Origin of the sequence: Helicobacter typhlonius (assembly GCF_001460635.1) — a bacterium.
Lineage (GTDB): Bacteria > Campylobacterota > Campylobacteria > Campylobacterales > Helicobacteraceae > Helicobacter_C > Helicobacter_C typhlonius.
Genome location: NZ_LN907858.1, coordinates 1140996 through 1163333 on the forward strand (window position 1 = coordinate 1140996; position 22338 = coordinate 1163333).

The 22338-nt window shown below is 39.9% G+C and carries 21 protein-coding genes and 3 tRNA genes; 9 read left to right on the plus strand and 15 right to left on the minus strand.

Going from position 1 to position 22338, the window contains the following annotated elements:
* Positions 1 to 6: 6 nt before the first annotated feature.
* Genes BN2458_RS05655 through mqnP form a run of 4 tightly spaced genes read right to left on the minus strand, consistent with a single transcriptional unit; the run spans position 7 to position 3191 of the window.
* Positions 7 to 1194, minus strand: coding sequence for a pyridoxal phosphate-dependent aminotransferase (locus BN2458_RS05655; RefSeq protein WP_034326071.1), 1188 nt, complete (start codon positions 1192 to 1194; stop codon positions 7 to 9).
* Between the two features lie 15 nt (positions 1195 to 1209).
* On the minus strand, positions 1210 to 1740 hold the full coding sequence (locus tag BN2458_RS05660) for a hypothetical protein (RefSeq protein ID WP_034326072.1): 531 nt from the start codon (positions 1738 to 1740) through the stop codon (positions 1210 to 1212).
* A 4-nt stretch (positions 1741 to 1744) separates the two neighbouring features.
* Positions 1745 to 2311: a hypothetical protein gene (locus BN2458_RS05665; RefSeq protein WP_034326073.1), complete on the minus strand. Its 567-nt coding sequence runs from the start codon at positions 2309 to 2311 to the stop codon at positions 1745 to 1747.
* Complete coding sequence (gene mqnP / locus BN2458_RS05670; RefSeq protein ID WP_034326098.1) at positions 2301 to 3191, minus strand: menaquinone biosynthesis prenyltransferase MqnP; 891 nt, start codon at positions 3189 to 3191, stop codon at positions 2301 to 2303. The genes BN2458_RS05665 and mqnP overlap by 11 nt, the downstream gene beginning before the upstream one ends.
* Before the next feature lie 225 nt (positions 3192 to 3416).
* Between mqnP and BN2458_RS05675 the strand changes: the two genes are divergently transcribed.
* Genes BN2458_RS05675 through BN2458_RS05695 form a run of 5 tightly spaced genes read left to right on the plus strand, consistent with a single transcriptional unit; the run spans position 3417 to position 8418 of the window.
* Complete coding sequence (locus tag BN2458_RS05675; protein WP_034326074.1) at positions 3417 to 4079, plus strand: CvpA family protein; 663 nt, start codon at positions 3417 to 3419, stop codon at positions 4077 to 4079.
* 15 nt (positions 4080 to 4094) lie between these two features.
* On the plus strand, positions 4095 to 5678 hold the full coding sequence (gene lysS, locus BN2458_RS05680; protein WP_034342824.1) for a lysine--tRNA ligase: 1584 nt from the start codon (positions 4095 to 4097) through the stop codon (positions 5676 to 5678).
* Positions 5679 to 6929, plus strand: coding sequence for a serine hydroxymethyltransferase (locus BN2458_RS05685; protein ID WP_034326077.1), 1251 nt, complete (start codon positions 5679 to 5681; stop codon positions 6927 to 6929).
* Positions 6930 to 6943: 14 nt separating this feature from the next.
* Positions 6944 to 7489, plus strand: coding sequence for a DUF1882 domain-containing protein (locus BN2458_RS05690; RefSeq protein ID WP_034326078.1), 546 nt, complete (start codon positions 6944 to 6946; stop codon positions 7487 to 7489).
* A gap of 29 nt (positions 7490 to 7518) precedes the next feature.
* Positions 7519 to 8418 (plus strand): SPOR domain-containing protein, encoded by a 900-nt coding sequence (locus BN2458_RS05695; protein ID WP_034326079.1) that lies wholly within the window; start codon positions 7519 to 7521, stop codon positions 8416 to 8418.
* Positions 8419 to 8521: 103 nt separating this feature from the next.
* Here the strand turns inward: BN2458_RS05695 and BN2458_RS05700 are convergent, their stop codons facing one another.
* The 6 genes from BN2458_RS05700 to BN2458_RS05725 form a co-directional block, all read right to left on the minus strand.
* Positions 8522 to 9808, minus strand: a complete 1287-nt coding sequence (locus tag BN2458_RS05700) for a ComEC/Rec2 family competence protein (RefSeq protein WP_081951428.1) — start codon at positions 9806 to 9808, stop codon at positions 8522 to 8524.
* A gap of 2 nt (positions 9809 to 9810) precedes the next feature.
* The gene (locus BN2458_RS05705; protein WP_034326081.1) at positions 9811 to 11253 is read right to left on the minus strand and encodes a replicative DNA helicase; all 1443 of its coding nucleotides are present in this window, start codon (positions 11251 to 11253) and stop codon (positions 9811 to 9813) included.
* 45 nt (positions 11254 to 11298) lie between these two features.
* The gene (locus BN2458_RS05710) at positions 11299 to 12600 is read right to left on the minus strand and encodes a sensor histidine kinase (protein ID WP_034326082.1); all 1302 of its coding nucleotides are present in this window, start codon (positions 12598 to 12600) and stop codon (positions 11299 to 11301) included.
* Positions 12593 to 13288 carry a response regulator transcription factor gene (locus BN2458_RS05715; protein ID WP_034326083.1) on the minus strand — a complete coding sequence of 232 codons (696 nt, stop codon included), beginning with the start codon at positions 13286 to 13288 and terminating at the stop codon, positions 12593 to 12595. The genes BN2458_RS05710 and BN2458_RS05715 overlap by 8 nt, the downstream gene beginning before the upstream one ends.
* 155 nt (positions 13289 to 13443) lie before the next feature.
* A complete protein-coding gene (locus tag BN2458_RS05720) occupies positions 13444 to 13869 on the minus strand; it encodes a DUF1104 domain-containing protein (protein WP_052082111.1) in 426 nt (141 codons plus the stop codon).
* Between the two features lie 75 nt (positions 13870 to 13944).
* Complete coding sequence (locus tag BN2458_RS05725; protein ID WP_034326085.1) at positions 13945 to 14709, minus strand: TSUP family transporter; 765 nt, start codon at positions 14707 to 14709, stop codon at positions 13945 to 13947.
* 334 nt (positions 14710 to 15043) lie between these two features.
* On the opposite strand from BN2458_RS05725, the gene BN2458_RS05730 reads away from it, so the two are divergent.
* The 4 genes from BN2458_RS05730 to BN2458_RS05745 all read left to right on the plus strand — a co-directional run bounded on the left by BN2458_RS05730 (position 15044) and on the right by BN2458_RS05745 (position 16659).
* Positions 15044 to 16321 carry a glycosyltransferase family 61 protein gene (locus BN2458_RS05730; RefSeq protein WP_058122062.1) on the plus strand — a complete coding sequence of 426 codons (1278 nt, stop codon included), beginning with the start codon at positions 15044 to 15046 and terminating at the stop codon, positions 16319 to 16321.
* Positions 16322 to 16392: 71 nt separating this feature from the next.
* Positions 16393 to 16470, plus strand: a tRNA-Pro gene (locus tag BN2458_RS05735).
* Positions 16471 to 16485: 15 nt separating this feature from the next.
* A tRNA-His gene (locus tag BN2458_RS05740) sits at positions 16486 to 16562 on the plus strand.
* 20 nt (positions 16563 to 16582) lie between these two features.
* Positions 16583 to 16659 (plus strand) — tRNA-Arg (locus tag BN2458_RS05745).
* A gap of 360 nt (positions 16660 to 17019) precedes the next feature.
* Here BN2458_RS05745 and BN2458_RS05750 read toward each other — a convergent pair.
* From BN2458_RS05750 to lepA, 5 genes are all read right to left on the minus strand, one after another.
* Positions 17020 to 17439 (minus strand): hypothetical protein, encoded by a 420-nt coding sequence (locus tag BN2458_RS05750; protein ID WP_034342056.1) that lies wholly within the window; start codon positions 17437 to 17439, stop codon positions 17020 to 17022.
* Positions 17440 to 17508: 69 nt separating this feature from the next.
* Entirely contained in the window at positions 17509 to 18606 is a 1098-nt protein-coding gene (locus BN2458_RS05755) for a DegT/DnrJ/EryC1/StrS family aminotransferase (protein WP_034327602.1), read from the minus strand.
* Positions 18607 to 18706: 100 nt separating this feature from the next.
* The gene (locus BN2458_RS05760; protein WP_052082023.1) at positions 18707 to 19495 is read right to left on the minus strand and encodes a hypothetical protein; all 789 of its coding nucleotides are present in this window, start codon (positions 19493 to 19495) and stop codon (positions 18707 to 18709) included.
* Complete coding sequence (locus BN2458_RS05765) at positions 19488 to 20507, minus strand: glycosyltransferase family 2 protein (protein ID WP_034327601.1); 1020 nt, start codon at positions 20505 to 20507, stop codon at positions 19488 to 19490. Before BN2458_RS05765 ends, BN2458_RS05760 begins: the two co-directional genes overlap by 8 nt.
* A gap of 17 nt (positions 20508 to 20524) precedes the next feature.
* Positions 20525 to 22321: a translation elongation factor 4 gene (gene lepA, locus BN2458_RS05770; RefSeq protein ID WP_034327600.1), complete on the minus strand. Its 1797-nt coding sequence runs from the start codon at positions 22319 to 22321 to the stop codon at positions 20525 to 20527.
* Between the last annotated feature and the right edge of the window lie 17 nt (positions 22322 to 22338).

A 22338-nucleotide genomic window follows, 5' to 3' on the forward strand; every position in this document is an offset into this window, starting at 1 on the left:
AAATACTTATAAAAGTGATTTTACAAAGTGTGAAATGCGCTCCACTCCCTCTTTGAGCTGCTCGAGAGAACACGCAAAAGATAAACGCGCAAATCCTTCCATACCAAAAGCCGAGCCCGGCACGAGTGCTACACCCTGCTCTTGCAATAAAGCCTTACAGAAATTCATAGAATCTTTGCCATATTTGGGCAATGCAGAAATATTGATAAAGAGATAAAATGCACCTTGAGGCTTAAGTGCGCTAAGATTCTGTATATTATTAATAGAATCTACGACAAAATTCATACGCTCTTCAAATGCCTTGCGCATATCCTCTATATCAGCGTCTGCCTCGCCTTTGAGGGCTAGAATCGCCGCCTTTTGTGTGATAGAGTTAATATTAGAAGTGCATTGACTTTGGAGATTATCCATAAGCTTGATAAGCTTTTTATCCTTACAAGCAAGATAGCCTATGCGCCACCCTGTCATCGCCACAGACTTACTTAAACCATTAATGGTAATCGTGCGCTTATTCATATCTTCGCTAATCGCAGCCGCAGAGGCAAACTCCACTCCATACACGAGCTTTTCATACATTTCATCACTCACCACCCACACATTTGTGCCTTTAAGCACCTCCGCCAATTCCTTTAGCTCATCTTTGGTATAGACCATACCACTAGGGTTTGAGGGTGTATTGAGCACAAACATTTTTGTTTTATCAGTTATAGCATTTTGGAGTTGTTTTGGTGTGATTTTAAAATCATTTTTTTGCGTTGTTTGCACAATGAGAGGCTTCCCACCACTAAAAGTTACAAGCTCGGGGTAAGTTACCCAATACGGAGAGGGGATAATCACCTCATCACCATTATCTACTAATGCCTGAAATACATTAAAAAGCGAGTGTTTTGCACCATTACTCACAAGTATTTCACTCGTTTCGTAGGATAGATTATTTTCACGCATTAGCTTTTCTTTAATCGCCTCACGCAACTCCGGAATCCCCGCCACGGCAGTGTATTTTGTGAATCCACTCTTTAATGCTCTAATCGCCTCATTTTTTATCACCTCTGGCGTATCAAAGTCTGGCTCACCTGCCGAAAAACTTAGCACATCTTTACCTGATGCCTTTAGTTCACGTGCAAGTGTGCTAATAGCGATTGTCGTAGATTCTTGTAGAAGTTCTACTCGTCTTGCATAAATTGATTTTTCCATTTTCTTCTCCTTAAGCTATTCTTTAATATCTGCAAGTTTAAGCGTAAATTCTATCTCACCCTTGCTTAAGCGCATTTCTTTTGCAATCGCATCAATGCTCCAACCATCACGAAACATACCAATAATACGTTTCTCATCAATATTTGTTGCGCTTGAGCCTGAAAAGTAGCCAAACTCTCGTATTTTCTCCTCAATGCTAACTATTTTTTCCTCTATATAGTCGCGCTCTTTATTGACCTGTGCCTCTAGAATCTCCACTTGACGATATACATTAACAAGCGCATTATTCACTACATCAATGCTTTCTGTTTTAATTTTATTATGCAAGGCGGTAGTGCTAAGCTGATTTTCAAGCTCACTATCCTTAATCCATTTGTGAATCTTAAAAATTTCGTTATTAATATCCTCCATACCCTTTTCAATGCGTCTAATCCTCTTACTCACATCAAAATTGCGTGTGTAGTTGAAAAATGCCGCCAAGCAGACGATACCAAGCGATATAAGCCCCACAATCATACTGATACTACTCATTGAAATTCCAAACATTCCCTCACTCCTCTGTTGTGTATATTTTTTTAGCATTGAGGATAGATAAACGCTCCATTTGTGCTACAAAATTATCAAAATCCCCCGTATCATTGTAGTGCATACGTTCAAATTTTATGATTCTATTATGAATCGCACTACCAAAAATACCAATATATCGTTGCGGGAAGACAGGCAAAAATATACGCATATAATACTCTGCCCCCTCCTCAAATACATCTTGAGGCATACACAGCACACTATGCCCCACAAAATCCGCTACACCCCCAAAATCCAGCGGTAAATACTGCGTTGTTTTATTACGCAACATCTGCTCGATATTTTCAACCTTTTGATATAGCTCTACAAGTAGCTCGAGCAGCACTTCATCAGTATCTTGTGTGCGATTTTTTGATTTATTTTTATTAAGCCATTGCATTATAGAACCATAGCGATACTGCGAAAGTGCGACAAACTCTCTATCACAAGCCATTTTGTTGCTTTCATCTATTTTTGAAAACGCCACTTCAAGCTCACAGGGCACGATACGTGTGTAAATCCCGCATTGCTCCAAAATGCCCTTAATATCCATACACAACCCCTATTGAATCTGCCAAAATACATAAAAAGAGCATAATACCCAAATAACCATTAGTTACAAAGAAAGCTTTAGGGATATTTTTCAAATGCACACTCACTAAATACTGCTCATAGCATAGAATCATAGCAGCGAGACAAACGCCAATTTGCGCAATGATATGAAGCTCTGCCACATATACAAAACCTGCCCAAAATCCCACTGCAAATAAATGACAGCATCTTGAAATCCACAAGGTAACCCTTACACCAAAATACGCAGGGATTGAATGGAGATCATTTGCCTTATCAAATTCCATATCCTGTAATGAATAAAGTAAATCAAATCCAGCCACCCAAAAAAGCACACCAGCAGATAAAAGCACACTCCAAAGTGTAATCTCACCCATAATCGCAATGACTCCAGCAATGGGGGCTAATCCTAAGCACACGCCAAGCACCCAATGCGCTATGGCACTAAAACGTTTGGTATAAGAATAAAATGCCAAAATTGCTAAAAATGGCACACAAAGGTAAAATGCAAGATTGTTGATAAAATAAGAAACACACACAAAAAGGAGTGCGTTAAAGACATTAAAGATAATGAGCCACGCTAAACTAATGCGCCCATCAACGCTAGGACGAGCCTTTGTGCGTGCGTTTAAGATATCAATATCCCTATCTTTGAGGCGATTAAACCCCATAGCAAAATTTCTCGCACTAATAAGTGCCAAAGTACACAGCAGGAGTGTCCCCCACCCGCACCACGGAATCCCATACATTTGCATACTTGCCACGACCATTGCGATAAGAATAAAACTACTTGAAAAAATCGTATGTTCAAACGCTACAAGATCGCTAAAACTTTTTAATTGCATTTTAAAGGTTCTAAACATACTCATTACGCTACATTCCTTACACTTTGCTTTATATAGAATCTTAGGTTCTGTGAAAATATTTTACAGCAAAAAACGGGGGATTCTAAAATACCTTACCAAAAAATAAGCTAAAACTCTTGCAAAATAAGGCAAAATCGTTTAATATTACTGCATTTTTTTGCCTCTTGTCTCTCTCATCTACCAAAGACAAAAAAAGAGAATGCAACAAAAAGGATTATCACAATGGATACATTAAGCTATATTGACATAGGAATTTTAGTTTTGCTTATTTTGCTCTCTATCAAGGGCATTTGGCAGGGCATTATTAGAGGGTTGGCTAGTTTTTTAGGCATCTTGCTTGGGATATTTTTTGCTTCAAGATTCTATACAGATGCGGGCGAGTGGTTTGCTCATACAATCTATGATTTCAACTCCACAGATCTAAATGCCCTTGTCGGCTTTGTTATTCTCATCACGCTCATTTGGTCTGTATTTTTGCTTGTGGGCGAAATCATATTTCGTGTGCTACACTTCACGCCTCTAGCCGTGCTTGATAGGGCTTTTGGCTTGGCTTTTGGATTCTGTAAGGCGTTTTTGCTCCTCTCTATCGTTGTCTTTGGTATCTCACAGATTGGTTGGCTCAAAAACTTTTCCCAAAATATTGAGCAAAATAGCTCCATTTTTCCCCTAATGAAGAATCTCGCTGTGCATATTATGAATCTTGATGAAGTGCAAGAGGTAGCAAAGAATTTACAATCTCCACAAAAGAATATAGAAGCAACCATTAACGAACAAATCGATAAAGTAAAAGAGCCAATAGAGAATGTAAAAAATGAGGCGAAAAACATCACACAGGAAATAAAAGAGGGCGCACAAAATCTGCAAGAGCAGATAAATTCTCATTAAAGGTTACTTAAAGCTATGTTTTCAAATTTTTATGTCCAGCAACGTATCAAAAAAATGCAACTTATGCAGGATTTAGGGTTAAACCCTTACAGCAATGAGCTTTCACGCACATTAAGCAATCGCGCGTTTTTAGATAAATACACATATCTTTTAGAATCTGCTGCGCCAGATTCACAACCAAACCCTACCGCACATTCTCAAAATACAGAAAATCCACTAGAGAGTCAGACGGAAAGCATAGTTGGGCGCGTGAGATTTATCCGCCTTATGGGAAAAGCGTGTTTTATTAAGATTCAAGATGAGAGTGCGATACTTCAAGCATACATATCAAAAAATGATGTCGACGAGAACTTTTCATATATCAAAAAAATCCTTGAAGTGGGGGATATTATCAATGTTAAGGGCTTTGCTTTTGTAACCAAAACGGGCGAGTTAAGCATTCACGCACAAAGCTTTAGCATACTCACAAAAAGCATCGTGCCATTACCTGAAAAATTCCACGGACTAAGCGATGTAGAGCTACGTTATCGCCAACGATATGTAGATTTAATCGTCAATGAAGAAGTAAAAGAGCTTTTCAAAATGCGGAGCAAGATTATCTCGTGTGTGCGGAGATTTTTTGAGCAAAAAAGCTTTTTAGAAGTCGAAACACCTATGCTCCACCCAATCCCCGGTGGCGCGAATGCAAAACCTTTTATTACTCATCACAATGCCCTGAATGCCGACAGATATTTACGTATCGCACCAGAGCTTTATTTAAAGCGGCTTATCGTGGGAGGATTTGAAGCGGTTTTTGAACTCAATCGTAACTTCCGCAATGAAGGAATGGACCACTCACATAATCCAGAATTTAGTATGATTGAATTCTATTGGGCATATAAAACATACGAGGACTTAATCACTCTCACACAGGAGCTTTTTAGCTTTATTTTAGAATCTCTTCATCTCCCCAAGATTCTATATTTTAATGACCACGAGATAGACTTTAACAAGTGGAGCATTATTAGCTACAAGGACGCTTTGGTGCAAATCGGCGGACTCGATAAAGAACTTATAAATGATAAAAATGCGCTCCTTAACCTTTTGCAAGAAAAACATCTCAAAGTCGATAGCCAAATGCCCTATGGTAAGCTTTTGGGCGAGGCATTTGATGAATTTGTTGAGCATAAACTCATCAATCCAACTTTTATTACGCAATATCCCATTGAGATTAGCCCACTCGCAAGGCGCAATGATAGAGATTCTAATATCGCCGATAGATTCGAGCTTTTTATCGGTGGGCGGGAGATTGCCAATGGCTTTAGCGAACTCAACGACCCACTAGACCAATTTGAAAGATTTAAAGAACAGGTAAAAGCAAAAGACGCAGGCGATGAGGAAGCACAATATATGGATGAAGACTATGTGTGGGCGCTTGCTCACGGAATGCCACCCACCGCGGGCGAGGGCATAGGAATTGATCGCTTAGTAATGCTTTTAAGTAATGCAAAAACAATTAAAGATGTAATTTTATTTCCTGCATTAAAGCTAACTAAAACAAATTTTGATACAATACATTTTCAAGATTCAGGCGAAAACGCAACCAAACAAGGAGGGTAGATGAGTTACATCATTAAAGAGCAGGATAGTGAGATTTTTGAACTCATAGAGAAAGAGCTAGAGCGGCAAAACGAGCATTTAGAGATGATAGCGAGTGAAAATTTCACATTTCCTAGCGTTATGGAGGCTATGGGAAGCGTTTTGACAAATAAATATGCTGAAGGCTACCCTTTCAAGCGCTATTATGGTGGGTGCGAATTTGTGGATAAAATCGAGGAAATTGCCATTGAGAGAGCAAAAAGGCTTTTTGGGGCAAATTTTGCTAATGTGCAACCGCATTCAGGCTCACAAGCCAATGCAGCAGTCTATGCTGCCCTCCTTAAACCTTACGATAAAATACTCGGTATGGATCTAAGCCACGGCGGACACCTCACGCACGGCGCAAAAGTCAGCACTTCAGGACAGCTTTACCAAAGCTTCTTTTATGGTGTGGAACTCAATGGCTATATCGACTATGATAAACTTGCGCTTCAAGCACAAGTTGTCAAGCCAAATATCCTTGTATGTGGATTTTCAGCCTATACGCGAGAGCTTGATTTCAAAAAATTGCGCGAGATCGCAGATTCAGTAGGAGCTTTACTTATGGGTGATGTAGCGCACGTAGCCGGGCTTGTCGTCGCTGGAGAATATCCCAATCCGTTTCCACATTGCCACGTCGTTACGACAACTACACACAAAACTTTACGCGGACCAAGGGGTGGTATGATACTCACAAACGATGAGGAGTTAAGCGCAAAAATCAATAAAGCTGTGTTTCCCGGTATCCAAGGGGGACCGCTTATGCACGTGATTGCCGGCAAAGCAGTAGGTTTCAAAGAGAATCTAAAGCCAGAGTGGAAAACATACGCAAAACAAGTCAAAGCAAATATTCAAGCCCTTGCAAAAGTGCTTGTAAAGCGCAATTATAACCTTGTGAGTGGTGGGAGCGACAATCACTTGGTGCTTATGAGTTTCTTAAACAACGATTTTAGTGGTAAAGAGGCGGATTTGGCTTTGGGTAATGCCGGAATCACCGTCAATAAAAACACCGTGCCGGGCGAAACTCGCTCACCTTTTGTAACAAGCGGTATTAGAATCGGTTCGCCGGCTTTGAGTGCGCGAGGTATGAAAGAAAAAGAGTTTGAGTGGATTGCAGAAAAAATTGCGGATATCCTTGATGATATTCACAATACAGACTTGCAAGCCAAGATTAAAACTCAAATCAAAGATTTTTCAAAAAGTTTTAGAATCTATGATAAACCAATTTTTTAGCAGGAGGGGAAGTCGTGACAGAGATGGATCTTAAACTCATCAAAATGGACACATCACATTACTATAAACGTGTCAATGGCTTGGGGACAAAAGTCAATCATATGGGACGGATTTTGTATGACAAATATGAAAGAGTCGATGCGATGCTTACTTCAATGCTTATTAGCAAACATTTTAAAAAAGAAATCGTCCTTGCACACTCACTCCTACTTGCCAAAGGGGCGAAAGTGGAAAATATCGTATTTGATTATAATGGGCGCAATCCAGAGAGATTCTACCACCGTGCGCAGTTACTCTTGCGTGAGGAGGGCTTCTTGAACTTTACCGCGTTTCGTTCCAAGACACCCGGGCATTTGCACCTCTATGTGCATAAGGGACACACAGAAATCAATGAGGGAAAGCGACTAGCCAAAACTCTCTCTCTTAAGTTAGCGCAACACTGCCCAAAAGAATGGAAAATCTTTCCAAGTGATGAGGTGCCTGCAAACTTCAATATTCTAGTCCTACCCTATGATGTGTATGCCAAAGAGCGTGGAGCAGCGTGGGCAAGGCATATGTAAGCCTACCAATATAAAATTAAGGAGCAATAATGGAAACAAAACGAGAACTAAATGATATTTTAATCAACGATGATGACTTGCAAAAGCAAAACCGCACAAAAAGATTGATGATGATGATTGCAATGGCACTCATCTTTTTATTTATTTTGATTGCGGTTGTTTTTGTCGTTACACGTGATGAAGAGGAGCTAAGCGAACGCCAAATGGCTGCCAATAGTGGTTTAACTCCTTTAGAGCCATCAGATCCATTCGTGCAGATTCCACTTGAGACCAAAGAAACAGAGAAAGATCCATTTCAACAAGTATTAGAGGATATTCGTAACCGCGCAGAAAATAATCAAGTGGCACAATCTACAACAACCCAAGAGCCTACACCACCAAGACAACCAATTGTCGAGAACAAACCAACTCAACAGCCTGTGCTTCCTAGCAAACCGGTTTCACAGCCCACGCAAACCCAACCCGCAAAGCCTGTAAAACCTGCAAATATGACAGCTACTACAAACACGACAAAAGAACCTACAAAACCGGCTCAAACAGCTGCGCCAAAACCAGCAACAACTAAGCCGACTACTACGCCTACCACAGCCACACCGCTTAAACCCGCACAAGCAACCCAAAGCGATCCTAACAATATCGCAAGTATATTTAGTGATGTCTCCACGCCACAAATGGATACATCAAAAAATGGACAAATCGCAGAGAAAGGATTCTATTTACAAGTGGGATCTTTCACAAATAAGCCGAATGCAGAGTTTTTAAAGCAAATTAGCAATTATAGCTATCGCGTGTATATGGGGACTTCAACAAATGGACAAGCCACTACAAAGTATCTCATTGGTCCTTATAAATCTCGCACAGAGGCAAGTAGAGATTTACCAAATTTCAAGGCTCTCGTGCCTGACCCGGTGCATTTTGAGGTAAAATAATCCTCATCATGGGGCTTTAGCCCCCTAGATACCAGTAAAGTTTTCAAAATATCGTAGCACTTGTTTATGTACTCGACAAACACGATTAAAAGGCAATCCTTACTTATACGCTTTTATAAACCATATAACCAAAAAACAAAAGCGCGAGCAAATGAAGTGTGTAATACAACCTTTTTGTATAAATTGCCCCGATTGCGCACAAAGTAAAAATACACAAAAACCACCAAGGCGTATAAAATTCGATAGAATTAATTTGCAGATTCATAGCCCACTGCAAAAACTCATCACACAATGCCCCAACTCCCACAATATGTGCTATCAACATAGCCGGGAAAAACACGACAAAAAGCAAACTAATTGGGATACTTAGTAAAGATAAAGAAGTGAAGTAAGGAAAAAACCAATGTGTCAAAGGGAGCATATCAAAGAAAATAAGCGTATTAAATAAAAGCACATATAGCACTTTAGAATCTAAGCGCACATATTTTACAAAGAGATAGATAAAAAACACACCACTTACAGACAATCCAAAGCCTATACTAAATATAAGACGTGGAAAGAATGCCACACACACGCACACCACAACAACAAGGAGTCTAAAGCTAAAAAGCTTAATCCCACTATATACGACTAAAAATCCACACACTGCCATTGTAAAAGCGCGTAAAAACGAGGGTGTAAAATCAAGCAGCAACAAATACGCAAAAAGCCCCACAAGCACCATAAATCCCACATCAAAGTATTTGTTACGATAGCTTAGCCTATGGTGGAAGATTCTATAAATACTACTAAGAATCCACCCTAACACAAAGCTCAAAATCCCCAAGTGAAAGCCGCTAATAGCAATTAAATGCGCAATACCTAGCCTAGCACTCAAGTCTCGCCAAATGCTCGGCAAAGCATCTGCCATAAAAAGTGTTTTATACAAAGAGGCGATAGCAGATTCAGTATGTTGGGTTTCTATCCATTCCCTTAGAAAATCCCTATAATCCCGCTCATTCAGCAAGGAAATGCGATAAGAGACAAAAAAACAATGCTGCAAGTAGGATACAAACGAGCACTCAAGCCCCTTGCCATAAATTCTCACAAATCTATGCGACAAGTCCTTAATATCCTCCCTGCTTGTTGTGTAGAATATCTCACCCTGTTTTGTTTTAAGTTTAAGCACCTCATAAGTTTTGCCATTTTTATGCTTCGTGTATTGATTGATAACTTGTGCGTATATTTCTTTATTTTCCTTTGTGCTAAACTCCCTATACGCGCGGTATTCCTGCCACAAATTCAAAGCAAATACAATCACACAAGCACACACAAAAACAACCCATTGCACCCTTGTGCTAAAAAGCTCCACATCAAAGGGAGAATGCGAAGCTTTTATAGAATCTTGCACGATTAAAAAATATTTGGCATATCAACTTGCGGAGAACCGATAATATCCTCGATATTAATCGAGCCACCGCTCGTATCATATTCTGGCTCACGCGGCTTATCCTCAAAGCGCGTAAAGCGTTTATTAAATTGAATCTCAATGGTTTTTACCTCTCCATTTCTGTTTTTGGCAATGATAATTTCGGCAGGTTCAATCTCGCGCTCTTGATGCTCGGGCTTAAAATCCTTTTCCTTGCCCTCCTTTTTTAACCTCGCGTATCGCTCCCTATCCTCGCGCTTTTTGTAAATATCATCTCTATATAGAAACAAAATCACATCAGCATCTTGCTCTATTGCACCCGAATCTCGTAAGTCCGAAAGCGTAGGATGTTTATCATCTCTAGTTTCCACAAGGCGATTAAGCTGTGAGAGAGCTATTATTGGCATTTCAAGATCACGCGCTAACATCTTAAGCCCACGCGAGATTTCAGCAATTTCTATTTGCTTATTCTGCTCCTTTCCACCGCTCATAAGCTGCAAATAGTCAATAATCGCCACATTAATTTCAGGGTGCTGTTTTTTCAGTCGGCGCAAAATCCCCTTGAGCTGCGCGATACCCAAAGACGAGGTATCGACAATATACAGAGGTTGGCTTGACATTGTATTTGCTACTTCACTCAAACGACCAAGCTCATCATTTGTGAGGTTTGCAGTGCGGAGATTCTGCAAAGCAATTGAGCTTTTCGCACTAAGCATTCTCATACCGAGTTGTAAATAGGGCATTTCAAGACTAAAAATCACCACTCCATTATGAGAATCCAAAATATGCTGGGCGATATTAAGGGCAAAAGTCGTCTTACCCATTGAGGGGCGCGCACCAATGATTATCAAATCGCCCGGATTGAATCCTGTCGTTAGGCGACTAAGCTCTCTAAAGCCCGTATCAAGCCCCACCACGACATTATTACCGCTATTTTTTAACTTTGTGAGATGGCTAATCACATTATTTGCTATCATCGGTGCTTCATAAATATTCTCTTGAGATTTCCCCAAAGAGACATTATTCAGCTTACGCTCAATCTCATTGATGATTTCCACCACATTTTGATTGTTATCAAGCGACTTTTCACGCAAAAAATTCGCTAATTGATGCAGCTCACGCTTGATACTCGCCTCTTTTATCTCATCTACATAAACTTCAATATTCGCAATTGGATTGATCGCTAGAATCTCGAGCAATTCTTCTTGCGTGATTTTCTTATGCGGTGGCTTCTTGCTTAAGAGCAACTCACTATCAATAGGGAGATTGTTTTTAGTAAGGAAGTGGCACATATCAAAAATATCCTTATGCACAGGCAAAAGAAAATCATCGGCTTTAAGTTCAGCAGTGATTTCTTCAAATTTTTCGGGCGAGAAAAAGATAGATGAGAGGACAATTTTTTCAATCATCACAATGGGTTCTTGCATACACACTCCTTAAAAAGCAGTATTTTATCTTTTTTTACATTATCATTACTTGAGATTTTTTGTATTATCCCACAAAAGTGTGAAGCAGCTTCCCTCCCCTACTTCGCTCTGCACCTCAATATCAATATGATATTCATCACAAATGCGCTTAATAAGCGTCAAGCCTATGCCAAAGCCGCCTTGAAAGTCATTGCAGCGCACATATCGTTCAAAAATCTTTTTACACTCTTTTTCATTTATGCCACAGCCACTATCACTAATACTTAAAAAACCTTCCCTTAGCACAATGTGAATTTTGCCACCTTTTTTGTTGTATTTAATAGCATTATGCAATAAATTATCAACTACGCAGGTGATTTTCTCCGCACTTGCATTGATAAATCTCTCCTCTAATCTGCTTTGCACCACAATGGATTTTTGTTCAAAAAATGGCGTAAAATACTCTAATCGCTCCTGTAAAAGCAAATGCAATGCAAGATTCTCATTTTTATCACTAATAGTGTGGGGAAAATTATACGCGACCAAGTCTTTATACAAATGACTTAAACTCTTTGAGGCAAGTTTAATGCGTTCAATTTTTTGAATCTGCGACTGGGTGAGATTATCCCTCTGTAAAGTCTCTATACTCATCAAAATAATGCTTAAAGGCGTGTTTATCTCGTGCGTAGAATCCTTGATAAAGCTATTAAGCAAATCGATTTTTTCACGCATAGGCTTAAGCGAGAGACGCACGAGAAAATAAGCGATAACTCCCATCGCAAAAAATGATAAAAGAAAATATGCAATAAGTCTAAGGCGCAAAAACAACATATCAGAATCTAAACTATCATCTTGTATAAAAACTTGATAACGTGGGCTCTTATAAAGCTTATGAAGTTTGGTATTTTTATCTTTTGTATCCTCTAAACCTACTTTATTTGAATCTTTGCCTTGCTTTTTTGTCTCATCTCGCTTCTTTTGTCTATGCAAAGGCTTAGGAGAATACTCGTGCATTGAAGGCTCGATAATAACCTTATCGCCGCGAATCGCAATACCATCTGCACGCTCATTTTCACTCAAAGGGCTTTCTAGGCTATTATAGATAACCTGCCCCTTGTGATGATAAATTGCTATGGGGTAGGTGATATTAGATTCTATTTGAGCAAGAGCAAGTGACAAATCATCTTTATTTGTGTATAAAATATCATACACCTCAAGGCTCATTTCACGCAATTTGCTTATCTGCTGGGCGAGTAAATGCCGACTCTCTTTTGCATACAAAAAACCAAAGAAAAGGCAGAGAAACACCCCGCTTGTGCCAAGATATAAACACAAAATCTTAATAATCGCCTTTTTTGCATTATCCATTGTGTGCCTCGTTTATGCTTTCGATATAACAATACCCGTATCCGCGCTGATTCACAATGCTATCCTTACCCAAAAGCTTACGCAGATTCTTCACATATGCGCGCAGACTCATCTCACTAGGGTTTTGATTATACCCCCATAATGTATCAAAAATCACTTCTTGAGACACATATTTGCCCTTGTGCTGCAATAAGAGCGATAAAAGCAGAATCTCTTTTTGCGTAAGCGGAACAATCGCTTCATCTTTATCATAGAGTAATTGTGTGATAATGCCAAATTTGAAGCCATTTGATAAAAAGATATAGTCTTGCTGTGTATGCGAAAACGAGCGCTTAAGTAATGTGCTTATGCGATATTGCAATTCTAAGAGTTCAAAGGGTTTTTTGAGATAATCATCACAACCCGCCTGATAGCCACTTTGCAAATCGCTTACCCTATCAAGTGAGGTAATAAAAATCGCTGGTGTTTTCTTGCCACACTCCCGTAGCTCCTTGAGCATAGTAAAGCCATTGCCAAAGGGCACTTTCACATCTAAAATCCACAAATCAAAATATTGCTCATACGCCTCATCTTGCGCCTCTTTGGCATTATCATACAATTTTACTTCATAGCCCTGCTCTTGTAAAAATTCTAGCAGAATTTCAGATAGTACAAAGTCATCTTCAAGTAGCAAAATTTTAGCTGACATTTCTCCTTCCTCTTTGCACTTTTTAGATTTTATATTTTTGCTTGAAAGCTCACATTATTTTACACATTTTTGCATTTTTTTAGATTCTAAAATTTTGTATTTATAGCCACCTCTAAGTTTTACGATAAAATCTTAGAGGCATTATCAATTACTTTTTAGAATCTGCAAGTTTTATGACAATCTTTGCCTTTTTTCGCATTTTTATCTTTTTTGTCCTTTACCTCACAGAATCCAAGCTCTTTTCGCTCCTTTTTGCTCATTGTAGATACACGCTTTTTCATCGCCTCGCCTGTCGCCTTTCTATACTCTCTCAATTCCTTGACTTTCATATTTTCGGTAGCCTTCTCGTATTGTGCCTTAAGTTCTTCCTTGAATACCTGGGCGTCTTTGTCGCTCTTTTGCTTTATGCGCTTTGCAATTTCAATTTTATAGTCAGGAAAATCCACCGCCTTCACGCTGCCTGAAAGTTTAATCAACTCATCATCACTTTTTTTGCTAAAATCTGCTGCACTAAGTGCGCTAAATAATCCGCCACAGCAGAGCAAAGCCAAAGTCATTCCGCATCTTTTTATACACTTCATCATAAACTCCTCAATAAAGAATTGTCTTTGAAAGACATTATGAATCTTAAAACAAAAGTATGAAATCAAAGTGAATTAAAAATATTCTTTATAAAGTAGATTCGCACTTGCACAAAGTGATACAATCACCACCAAAGGCTTAATGATACGCACACCATAGCCAATGGCAAGATGTGAGCCTACATTCGCTCCCACAAACTGCCCCAACGCCATACATAAGCCCACAATCCACAAAATCTTCCCTCCTAGTGCAAAGATAATCACAGAGGCGAGATTTGTGGCAAAATTAAAAAGTTTTGCGTGGGCAAGAGAGCAAAGCAAATTGAATCCACCAAGCGTGATGAGTGCTAACATAAAAAACGAGCCTGTCCCGGGACCAAAGAAACCATCATAAAAGCCAATCGCCCCTAGAATAAACGCAAGTGGAAAAACCCCAATCAATACAATGTTTTGTGAATCCTGCGTAATTTTTGGAGAAAAAAGAAAATAGAACGCAAAGAGGATAAGCAAAAACGGGATACATTTACGCAAAAAATCAACTTCAAAGCTCTGCACACAGAGACTTCCAAGCATAGAGGCACAAAAAACAACAATCACAAAAGGGAAATATTTTTTTAGCTCAATATGCCCTCGTTTATAAAAATGCACGCTCGCACCAAAACTGCCAAAACTGCTTTGAAGTTTATTCGTCCCAAGTGCTTCAAGCGGAGGGATTCCAGCCATAAGCAGAGCGGGAATTGTAATCATACCACCACCACCTGCTATTGCGTCAATACACCCAGCTACAAATGCTACAAGCACCAAAGCACCAAGCGCATACAAGCTTATATCTAGCTCCATAATGAATCCTTATAGTCCTTTAATAAAAACATATTGAGGGTGCATTATAGCAAATTTGATAGACAAATACCTAGTAAGCATTCGCACTGCGTTACAAAAAAATGTGTTTAATAGCTGTTGCCTAGCATACGCAACATTCTAAGTCTCTGCAATCCTTGAAAAAAAAGTAGCGTTGTATTATAATACCATCACTTGGTTTAGGGTTGAAAAAGGTTTAAATCTCATTACCCACCTCATAAATTTTGAGATTGTATTTGATATAAAGCCGCCCATCAGCGCATACTCAAAAAGCTCTTAAAATGTGCTATACACTTCACAATAAAAAAGGAAAACAATGAAAACAACAACTTACCAACAAGCACTCGCAAATGGTGAAATCTCACTTGAAATACCTGTATATGAATCACAACATCTTTTTGTAAGCCAAAAAGGCATTATAAAACTTTCAGATTCTAATCATTTAACGGAGGGGGGGGGGGAGCAAGATGAAAACGATAATTTGCAAAATTTCACAGATGAATATTTCATTTTTCGTGATATTTTTGGAAAACTTAGTCGCTTTTTTCGTGCCTATACGCACCACACACTTGAATGTAAAGTTAGAATCCTCCCTTACGCCTACGCCTACACGCACCAAGAAATCGTATTTACTAGGAGTAAAAAAGCACTCATAGATCACACTCCATTCCGCAGACACCCCTTTAGTCCTCCCCTATCTAACACAAGCAACATAAAGAATTATATTTATCTCATAAAACGCACACTGAGTTACATTTATCTCATAAAGCAATGGTTTTCTTTTTATACAAAATCTCTTTTTGCCAAGCGGTATAATACTTCAGTCGCACTTTTGACACGAGAGGTGGCAAATAATTATTATCATTTCTTAAATGAAACACTCGCAGAATACTATCAGCTTAAACTTGCCAAAAAAGAGCCGGATTTCTATATTTTGCCACTTGAAATGCCATTTCACAAACAAGTATATCAACTGCTTAATATCGATATAAAGCGCATTATCCCCTCACACACACGCAAACTTATCCGTGCAAAAGAATTGATTATCCCTACACTCCTTGCAGACTATGAAATCCTTGAATACCGCAAATATACGCATTTTGACTCACATATTTTGCCACTTTTTACCTACACAATGCATAAGGAGCTATTTCATAAAACACTCTCTATCACGCATACACTAAAACCCACAAGAAAAATCTTTCTTGCACGTCCAGCTCATTCTAATCGTAATTTTACAAATCACCAAGAGATAGAAAAAGTGATGAGGGAGTATGGATTTGAAATTATTATGCCAGATTCTCTTAGTGTGGAAGAGCAAATACATACAATCAGGGAGGCAGCATATGTTGTAAGCCCTCACGGAGCAGCACTAGAAAATCTTGTATTTGCCAAGGAGCAAACCAAAGTGCTAGAGATTTTTCCTCAATATTACCACAACCGCTGTCCGCAATTTGTCGCACTTGCTCAAAAATGCCAATACTCCTATCTCATCGGCGATACGCAAGATACTTCAATGCACCCACAGCAAGAGTGCATATATCTTTCTGCAGATAAGCTGCGTTTCGCACTTGATATATTCTTAGGATCTTGATAGCAAGAACTATTCAATATAAAAATATTGACAAAGCCTTAGGAGTTATATTATAATACACGCTTTTATGTCGGGGCGTAGCGCAGTCTGGTTAGCGCACTTGGTTTGGGACCAAGGGGTCGAAGGTTCGAATCCTTTCGCCCCGACCATTCTTCTTTTTTATGGTGGGTGTAGCTCAGCTGGTTAGAGCATCAGGTTGTGGCTCTGAGGGTCGTGGGTTCGAACCCCATCACCCACCCCATAAAATCCTTTTATTTTTTTGCGTTCGTAGCTCAATTGGATAGAGCACCAGACTTCGGATCTGGGGGTTAGGGGTTCGACTCCCTTCGGGCGTGCCACTACTCAATATCTCAAAAATATTTTAAGAGATTAAAAAAGCATTTAAAATACCCAAGACGCGATATTTTAGCAATTTTTTAATTTTTTCTTAAACTTTTCCACACAGCAGGTTTCTCTCAATGGCAAAAATGGTGCTAAAAGCGACAACAGATTTTATATGCTTTAAAAACCTATAAAAATGTCAAATGCCTTGCCCCTGCTCGATTCTACATAGAATCTTTGCTAGAAAATTTACCGCGCATTTTTTTTATAATAACTCGTATCAAGCTGCCACGAAAGCCCTGTATAATCTCCTCGCCTAATGTGAATAAAAATGCTATTTTTACTCTTTAGAATCTGCTCGAGCTTAGGTAAATTTTCTAGACTTTTAATGGGGGGGGGGATAATGATTCTTTAATATAGTCATCAATATTTTGATAATATTGCTGATTTTGAAAATAGCCACAAAAATAAGTAATATCATTTGGCTTGAGATACTCCTCATCATACTCATCAAAAGGTGGTAAGGAAAAAGTCGGCTTTGCATAGCCTAGTCGTTTCATAATGCTCCTTAGGATTTTCGGTTTGCGCTCAAACGCCCTAGATTCTGTCAGGTTTGCTATGTTTGGGTGCTTTAGGGCTTCAATAATTTGAGCCTTTGTCACACAGGCTAAATCCATATGAAAAATATCTAGGCTCAACATTTTTGCGTATTTTGGCTTATCATACCAGCTTTTATCAAGCAAAATTGGTATTTGCAAATGTTTTTGTAATGCCTTTGCAAAGGCGTATTGAAACATTTGATTGCCTAGTCCCCCCCCCCATAATCTACACAACTTTATATTCCATTCCCTCTCCTTTTTTAATTTTTACGGCTTAAACACATTGACAGATTCTATCACTCGCTGCACTTGCGCTTCACTCATCACCGGGCTTATAGGCAAGGATAGCACCTCTTTATGAATACGCTCTGTGATAGGCAAAGAGAGATGATTATACTCTTTGTAGGCTTCTTGCTTATGCGGTGGTATAGGATAGTGAATAAGCGTTTGAATACCATTTGCACTTAAATGCTCCTGCAATTTTGTGCGATTTTCGCTCCTTACAATAAAGAGATGCCACACTGCGCCCTCCTCGTTTAACACTTGCGGAAGCACGATATAAGGATTAAAAATCTGCTCCCTATAAGCCTTTGCGATTTCACATCGCCTTTGATTATCGCTATCAAGGACTTTAAGTTTAATACGCAAAAATGCCGCCTGCACCTCATCGAGCCGAGAATTTAGCCCCTTATAAAGATTTTCATACTTGATATGTGAGCCATAATTCCCCAGCGCGTGGATTTTATACATTAAATCCTCATCATTTGTAACTACACAGCCACCATCGCCCAGCGCACCAAGATTCTTCCCCGGAAAAAACGAAAATGCGCCCACATCGCCAAGATTCCCTACTCTTTTACCCTGATATATCGCTCCGTGTGCCTGTGCGCAATCCTCAATCACCTTCAAATGATATTTTCGCGCCAAATCCCACACCTTTTGCATATTCACCGCCTGTCCATAGAGATGAACGACAAGTATTGCTTTCGTGCGTTTCGTGATATGCGCCTCTATCAAATCCACATCAATATTATAAGTTGTAAGTTTTGGCTCGACAAACACAGGCGTGCAGCCATTATCGGTAATGGCTAAAATTGAGGCGATGTAAGTATTTGCCGGGACAATAATCTCATCGCCGCTACCAAATCCCAAAGCCTTAATGCTAAGGCGCAATGCGTCTAAGCCATTCGCACAGCCCACGCTATACTTCGTGCCACAATACGCGCTAAACTCGCGTGTAAAGCCTTTATACTGCTCCCCCAAAATATACCAACCACTTTTGAGCACCGCACTAAAGGCAGATTCAAACTCATCTGCAAATCGCGCATTAATCGCCCTCACATCAAGAAATGGAATCTGCTCCATAAACAAACCTCTTTTTTGATTCTTGCTTTGTTTTACGCGGCATTTTAGCAAGATTCTATAAATTTCTTATCTTTCAAAAGAAAATGCAACCTCATCACTATCAAGCCTTAATCCTCTCTCGTAACTGCGGATAATGCGCCAAAAGTAATGAGAGCACCTCATCATTTGCACTCTTTGCATTCTGCAACCACAGCGCACCTGTAACGCTTGTATCAACATAGCTTTCAAACTCCGTGTAATTATCCTTAACCACATTAATTTTCACACCATTCAATAATGCCATAGCAAAAAACCAAAAATCATCTTGTAAAGGGGCGAGGCGCAAAAACAGCTCCTCTTTTAATACATCGTTATAAAGACAATGAGGTGGATACAACACACCGCCTACGCCTGTGAAAAAATTTAAAAATGAAGGGTAAGTGTGTTTGTGTGAGATTCTAAGTTGCCATTTCATATAAGGCAGGATTTCGCCATTTTCATCAAAAATAATCCTATGTGCACGGTGGCAGTGGATATACTGCGGCGCAGTTTTATACGCACTATACAGGCGCAAAAGCCAATCGTGTGGATAGCATACATCATCATCTGCAGTTACGATAATACAATCCGCATATTCTCGCAGAGTAGGTATAAGCTTTTTATAGGATTTGATATTCCCCTCGCACCACCTTATCTGTAAGCCATAGTTTGTGAATCTTAGCACACTTTGTGGTAAATCCTTTTCTTTATATAAAAACTCATCGCGTGAGAGCCAAAGGATAATCTTATGAGGTTTTAGCGTTTGAGTAAAAAGCGAATAAAGCGTGTAATGCAGAGTTGGGATTCTAAGCGGATATGATGTAAGAGAGACTATCAAGCAACCCTCCATTATAGAATCCTTTTCAACCATTAACAAATCCTTTCTTGCGAAGTTTTTTGCCTAAAACCCTATACAGAGTAAAAAAGATTCTATCCTTGAGATTTGCACCTTGCAAGGCGATTTGCTCTAACTCGTGCTTATGACTTTTATATGTAGCCTCTAGCTCCTCGCATTGTGATATTTTTCTTTTTATCTCTAGCTCCCCCTCCCCAGCGATAAATTGAGTAGGGCTATACCTCATATACCCTTTTTGCGAAAAAAGCAAAAATTGCGGATATTTTTTGTCAAAATACAGCCACATATCGCGCCAAAACATCGCATTTATCAAAACACGCTCATATGCGCTAAGAGAAGTCCAAATCCCGCTTGAGACAATTCTATACACAGAATCTACCTCGCCAGAATAATACGCCTTACCTTTTTGCAAATGCACAACATTGCGGAAAGTATCGCCACGAAAGGTAATCTCGTTGTCTGCGCTCACATTTAAAAGCTGCTGCGGCAGTCCATTACAAAAGACGACATTTCGATATATTACGCTCGAAGTATGCGGAAACATTCTACGCTTATCAAGGAGTGCAGCAAAATCGGTAATGTGAGGTTTGCAATCCCTAAAGTGCTGCTCGGGGTCTTGGCTATGTGTCTCTACCTCGTATTTGTAAGCCGTATTGCCAAAATACATACTAAAATCTTTATGAGATTCTAAAAAATCAATTGCCTTTTGAATCTTGTGCCTATCTATCCAAAAATCATCAGGGTCTAAAACGCAAAAATACTCGCTTTTTATATCCGCATACACGCGCGAGATATTTTTAAAAAGCTTTTGATTATGCGCAGAAGTAAGGATTCTTATCTTGTCCTTATGCTTACTTTGATACTCCTTAGTAATATATAGTGAATCATCGCTTGAGTAGTCATCGGCGATGATAATTTCATACAAATAGCTACACTCTTGCATCAAAATAGAATCTAGCGCGTCCCTTATATAAGCCTCCCTATTGTAGGTTGGCATAATAATAGTGAGTTTAGGCTTATGCGTCATTATCGCGCTTCTTGTCTCTAGCTGTCAATCTTAAGCACGGCTAGGAATGCCTCCTGTGGTAGCTCCACGCGCCCTATGGCTTTCATTCTTTTTTTGCCCTCTTTTTGCTTCTCTAGCAATTTTCTCTTACGCGTTATATCCCCACCATAGCATTTTGCGGTTACATTTTTACCCATAGATTTGATTGTTTCCCGCGCAATAATCTTGCTTCCCACACTCGCTTGAATTGCCACCTCAAAAAGCTGTCGCGGAACAATTTCTTTCATAGATTCTACCAATGCCCTACCCTTTTCGTAGCTTTTTGACTTATCCACAATAATGGAGAGCGCATCGACAACCTCTCCCGCCACGCGTATATCAAGGCGCACCAAATCCCCCTGCCGATACCCAATAGGCTCATAATCAAAACTCGCATAGCCTTTCGTGCAGGATTTGAGCTTATCATAAAAATCCATTACAATCTCGTTGCTCGGCAAGGCATACACAAGCATAACACGCGATTGCGTGAGGTATTCCATTTTCTCCTGCACACCCCTACGATTTGACAAAAGCGTGATGATATTCCCCACATACTCGCTCGGCGTGATAATACTCGCCCTTACATAGGGTTCGAAAATAGATTCTATTTTTTGTGTCTCGGGTAACTCGCTTGGATTTTGCACAAGCACTTTTGCGCCATCTGTGAGACACACTTCATACACAACCGTTGGTGCAGTAGCAATGAGTGAAAGCCCAAACTCCCGCTCGAGTCGCTCCTTTACCACCTCCATATGCAAAAGCCCCAAAAACCCCACGCGGAAGCCAAAGCCTAAAGCCACGCTTGTTTCAGGCTCAAAACTAAGTGCCGAATCATTTAACTTTAGCTTATGTAACGCCTCACGCAACTCCTCGAATCTATCCGTCTCAATGGGGTAGATTCCAGCAAATACAAAGGGTTTTGCTGGTCTAAAGCCACCTATCGCTTCGCTCGTTGGTGTCTTTGCGTCAGTAATCGTATCGCCCACTGCCATATCAGTTAGAGTTTTTAGCCCGAGAGAGATAATGCCAATCTCGCCACATTCTATAAGCTGTGTTGGAATCTTCTGCACAGGGTGGGGGTAGTAGAGACTTAGCACCTCATATTTTTTGCCGTTACTCATCATTATCACTTCCTGCCCCACACGCAAATTCCCGTCTTTTAAACGCACTAAGGCTAATGCCCCTAAATAATTATCAAACCAGCTATCATAGATAAGCGCTTTTGTAGGTGCGCTACTATCGCCACTAGGTGCGGGGATATGCTCGATGATATACTCGATAAGAGCCTTTATACCCTCGCCACTTTTTGCGCTTACCTTGAGGGCATTTTGACAATCTAAGCCAATGGTGGATTCTATATCCTCACATACCCGCGCGGGGTCAGCGGCAGGCAAGTCAATTTTATTAATCACGGGCACGATTTCAAGATTATTTTCCATAGCGATATAGACATTTGCGATTGTTTGCGCCTCCACGCCCTGACTCGCATCGACTACAAGCAGCGCACCCTCGCACGAAGTTAATGAACGCGAAACCTCGTAGCTAAAATCCACGTGCCCGGGCGTATCGATGAGATTGAGTATATATTCTTGCCCCTTATATGGATAGCCCAAGCGCACAGACTGCGCCTTAATCGTAATGCCCCGCTCCTTTTCAATATCCATAGTATCCATAATCTGCGCTTTCATCTCACGCTCACTTACCGCCCCACATTCCTGTATGAGTCTATCTGCGAGGGTAGATTTGCCGTGATCAATATGGGCAATAATCGAAAAATTACGAATATGAGATTTCATAAACAACCTTTGGAAGA